Below are 5,372 nucleotides of genomic sequence, written 5' to 3'. Positions count from 1 at the left end.
TATTAGCTTGTGCTGCATTATCTTGCGTTTGAGTTACGGCTGAATTCGGCTTATTTTGATTTTCCGGTTGAGATTGACCAGCCGTCGTGACTAGGTCACCCTTTACTGGTTGACTGGACGCTGTCTTTTGAATAATTTGTACATTGTGATTATTATTATTAGATTGACCGTTAGTATCGGCGCTTGCGCCAACCGTCAATCCTCCGACGGTAGCGACGGTCACAATGGCTGCGACCATCCACCGCTTTCCGGCTTTATACATCTTGTAATGTTTCTTGGTATTGTTCTGCATAAGGTTTCCCCTCTCGTTCTAAAATACATCTTGTGAATTATCAGAATATATAGTAAAACTGCTGTTTATATATTCACAATTGACATTGTAAACACGATGATGTCAGCAATCAACCTTTTAATATGCTTCACAATGTTTGTAAAACGTACTAGCAGAGAGGGGTTATAAAATAATAATTACTACGTAAAAATAGCGTGCGAAATCTAGCAACCCGTAATTTTTATCGAATTTCCGATATTTAAATTTCCTCTTACGAATGATTAGTCAATTTATCATTGATTTGCCGGTAATTATAGCTAATCTTGCCAAAAAACGTTTCTTATTTAATTAATTGATTAAAATAACACGAGTCTTATCCAATCGTTCACAATTTATCTACTGTCAATTCTTTTTTTGACCGATTTTGTGGGAGTAAAATTCACAAAAATATTTGCAAAAATTTTTTTATTCCCACACCAAATTAATTTTAAAAGTTTGATTAAACTCGGCTTTTGTTAAATAACTTTCCATAAATTAGCCATAAAAAAATGGCCAACATCCATTTCATAGATGTCGACCATTCAATTTAATTTAAAGCTTATTTGGTTTCTTTTTTATCTTTAAACCATTTTCCTAGTCCAAAGATGCCAAGAATTGAAAGTAACATAATTCCAATGGTACTTAGGACATTGTTATCTTTTTGACCAGTTTGTGGCAACTCACCCTTTTTATTAGTGTTGGTTGCATTTTCCTTAGCTTCATTAGTCTCATGTTTTTGTGACTTAACATGGGTATTATTTTCTGAAGTAGAAGATTTCGGTGTGGTTGTTTCTGAAGAATTCGAGTTATTCTTACTTGAACTTCCATTACTTTCAGGAACCGCATTGCCATTGTGATCATTCGGTGTCATTGTACCATTTCCACCATTGTTGTTTGGTGTGTTTGGTTCAACGTTGTTCCCACTTTCACCATTGTTTCCATTAGTTGGATTCTCTGGTTTCGTTGGGTTTCCACCATTGTGGTCCTCCGGATGATTTGGCGTTGGGCTAGTTTCACCTGTCTGTTCTTGAGAATAGATAACTTTTTCTGTTCCCATCTCATCTGGACCGATGGTTCCATTGACGACCGCTTGATCGGGAGTCATGTCAGCAACACTTGGTGATTTAACACTATAAGTATTGTCATCACTCGTCCAATCGTTCCATGTGACTTCACCCGTTGCCAAATCTTTGGTTCCAGTTCGAGTGAAGTTAGCCGTAATCGTCTTTGATGGAGCTACTTGGTTACCATCCTTATCAACATAGTGAATGGTAACCTGACCAGTAGCTTCATCTGTTACTGCTTGGGTATTATGCGTGTAAACAACATTTACTGAATCATACTCATTTGGAGTAATAGTTCCGCTAACTGAGTCCTTATCAGGCGTCATGTTAGCAATTTCTGGTGAGGCAACGTTGTAAGTATCACTACCGTCGCTCATCCATGGTCCCCAAGTAAGGTCACCAGTGGCAAAGTCCTTCGTCCCATTTCGAGTGAAGTTAACGGTAATGGTCTTTGAAGGTGCCACTTGGTTACCATTTTGATCAACATAGTGAATGGTTCTTTGACCAGTAGCAGTACCAATTACTGAAGCCGTGTCATGCGTGTAGTAGACATTAATTGTATTATTTTCTCCACGAACAACGTTTCCAATAACTTGATATTTATCGGGTACCATGTTGTAAACCTTAGGTGAATCAACGTTGTAATGAGCATCATCACTTGTCCAATCATTCCAAGTAACATCATTCGTTACTAAATTCTTAGTCCCAGTCCGGGTGAAATGACCAGTAATAACCTTTGATGGTGCCACTTGATTGCCACCAGTCTTGTCAATGTAATTAATGGTAGTTTGACCAGTTGCTTGCTCACTTACTTCCGTAGTGTCGTCAGCATAAGTAATATTTATTTCACTGTTATCATTTGGGTTAATCGTTCCGATAACTGATTTCTGACTAGGAGTTCTGTTAGGAACATTTGGCGATGTCACGTCGTAAGTGTTGTCAGTACTTATCCAATCGTTCCAAGTAACTTTACCAGTTACCAAATCCTTAGTTCCAGTCCGAGTAAAGTGGGCAACAACTGTCTTCGATGGGGCAACCTGATTGCCATTTTGATCAACATAGTTAATGGTTACTTGCCCATTGGCTTCATCCTTTAAATCTTCAGTATTATCAGTGTAAATCACTTTTGTTGAACCATTTTCGTCAGGATTGATGGTTCCACTGACTGAATCCTGACTAGAAGTTCTGTTAGGAACACTTGGTGATAGAATGTCATAAGTGTTATCGGTACTTGTCCACTTATTCCAGCTAGTCTTATTTGTCAATGGGTCTCTTTGACCAGTCCGGGTGAAGTGCGCGGTAATGACCTTATCCGGTTGGAGGGTATTACCATTTTGATCAACGTAATGAATGGTAAATGTTCCAGTGGTTGAGTCTGTAACTGCTTGACTAAGAACGACTGTGACACTCACCGTCTTATAACTCGTCAATCCTTTCGAATTGGTTGTCTTATAAGTCACGTTATAGACACCGGCTTGCTTGTTAGCAATGGCTTCTCTTAAAGCGGCATCATCGGAAATTTCAACTTTGTCACTGGTTCCGTCCTGAACGTCATTTGAACTTACGCCATCTAACAGGTAGCTGTCTAAATCACCAATGTTGAAGGTGTCGGCATTTAATGACTTATCACTGGCCGTGATGGATGGGAAGAATCCTTGTTGGTCATTGTTTTGGTAAGTGAAATACTTGGTAATACTCTTATTTATTGGATTACCCTGCGGATCTAATGAGGTTCCTTGATCGTCGTAATATCCAAAATTAACTGAATATTTTCCACCAAGATCAGGAGCAATGACATTACCAGTAAACTGTAAGTATTGAATGGTTACTCCATCTGGGAAAGTAATGTACAACTTAGCGTCATTCGCATTGATCTGGTCCATCCGAACTTGTACACCTGGCAAAACCTGTCTTAACTGGTCTAATGTAATCCACTGACCAGTATATTGACCAGCCCACTTAGGTGTATATGGAGTTCCAGCTTCAGGAATTCCAAAACGCAGTCCACTCATATCAAATGAAGCACCATTTCCTTGAATCTCAACGGTCCAGGTTCTACCAGTTAAATTATTTAAGGCTTGGTCTGGATTAGCATTAGGATAAAGCACATTAGCGAAACTAGGTTTGTCACCCTTGGCTGGATCATATACAGAATCCCAATAAGTACCTGAGATTGGGTTGTTGGCGTTTGGTCCTTCATAATTTGGCCCAACACCGGCGTAACCATCTCCACCCAATCCAGATCCTAAGTTAGGAGCTTGAACTCGGTCGGGTGATGGTTGATTATTATTAGAAGCAACGTATCCATAGTAAAATTTGTTTATCAAATAAGTGGAATTACCCTGCTGAAACTCAGTTGAAAAGTTAACTCCAACTAGTGGAACAGTTGGGTCAGCTTGAAACGGAATGTTCAAAGTAAACGAGAACGAACCCGTTGTGAAAGCAATATTCTTATCGAAAATGTAATAAGCTTGACCCGTGTTAGGATCAAATTCTAAGTGACCATATTCCGATCCACCAGTCATTGTAATTTTATTCCAATCAATAACCTTTTTCATCATGACATCACTACCCGGATCAGTACTGTTGGCAATGTTAAAGACGATTCTGTCACCAGCATTGATGGTAGCGTCAGCATCGGTAATATTAATGTCGGTTCGAACTGACATACTCCCAAACTGGTTAAAGTTAGTATTGTCCGGAGATGCGTCACTTGTGATGTTGATACCTTTTGGTAACGTACTACTGTCACTGGTGGTGTCAGTGTTCATTTGTTGATTATTTCTGGCAACATCAGGATTAGGTTGATTAGCCTTTTTGGTGTCATCGTTTTTAGCCTGCTTAGTATCATCCAATTTAGCCTGGGTATCAGTTCCTTGATTCTTCTGGTCATCAGTTTTTGCCTGATCAGCTTGTGAATCAGATTTAGCTGTTGCATCATTTTTACTTGATGAATCCTGGGTCTGATTTTGATTATCAGAAGTATCACTTGGTTGATTATCAGCCTGCTTCTTTACATCACTTGACTGGTCAGTCTTCGATTGGTCAGTTTTACTATCTTGTGACGATTGCTCAGTTTTTTGGTCCCGAGTTGTTTGATTAGAATTATTCGTCGATGATTGTGATTCTTGTTTGCTATCATCCTGTTTTAACTGGTCATTCTGCACCTGAATTTGTGAATCATTCGCTGGTTGAGTTGCTTGATCCGCCTGCTTTTGCGAATCAGCTGTTTGACTCTGGTTATCCTTTGTCTGACCATCTGTTGCACTGACAGCTTGGTCTGAACTACTTGGGTTTGCATCATTTTGATTAGATGATGTGGTTCCCGATTGTGTCGTCGTACTCGTCTGGTCTGCTTTTTGTTCAGACGGAACGACTCCTGCATTGGCCTGAGTGGCAGTGGTGTCAGCACTTGCCCCAAGTGTCATTCCACCGATTGTGAAAGTGGTGACAAGGGCGGCAACCATCCACCGTTTCCCAGACTTATACATCTTAAAACGTTTCTTTGAATCCCTAAACATAAATAAACACTCCTTAGTACCCTGGCGGTTACAAAATAATAAATCACAAACTACACTTATTATTCATTATTACGGAGACTTATTATACATAAAAAATACGATAACTCAATCATTCTGTTTATCAAACTCGTCAACTAATTAGGTAATTCAGGTTGTGAATTTTCAAATCTAAATCACCCTATGCTAGTACCAACACGTTTTCAGCAATTTATTTATTTCTTAATAAATTGCTGAATTTTTTAATTATTAAAAAAATATAAAAAAAGGCTAACACCCAAAATGGATGTTAGCCTTTAAACTTATTAATCTCGCTTAATCTTTAAATCACAAACTGACTTACTTGGTTTCTTTTCGGTTTTTAAACCATTTTCCTAAGCCAAAGAAGCTGAGAAGTGACAGAAGCATGGTTCCGATCAGGCTTAAGAAGCTATCAGAACTTTGACCAGTTTGTGGTAACGTCGTCTTCTTTTCAGACTT

3 protein-coding genes are annotated in these 5,372 nt (G+C 38.9%); all 3 read right to left on the bottom strand.

The window, feature by feature from the left end:
* Positions 1-292 (bottom strand): KxYKxGKxW signal peptide domain-containing protein (locus AC6UD0_RS06900; RefSeq protein ID WP_500708590.1); only part of this gene is annotated, 292 nt, incomplete at its 3' end.
* Positions 293-869: 577 nt separating this feature from the next.
* The gene (locus AC6UD0_RS06895) at positions 870-4,895 is read right to left on the bottom strand and encodes a mucin-binding protein (RefSeq protein ID WP_500708588.1); all 4,026 of its coding nucleotides are present in this window, start codon (positions 4,893-4,895) and stop codon (positions 870-872) included.
* A gap of 336 nt (positions 4,896-5,231) precedes the next feature.
* On the bottom strand, positions 5,232-5,372 hold a 141-nt coding region (locus AC6UD0_RS06890), incomplete at its 5' end, for an LPXTG cell wall anchor domain-containing protein (protein WP_500708591.1).

The organism is Fructilactobacillus sp. X7R9C1, from assembly GCF_059901005.1.
This window is presented reverse-complemented; position numbering and strand designations above follow the sequence as displayed.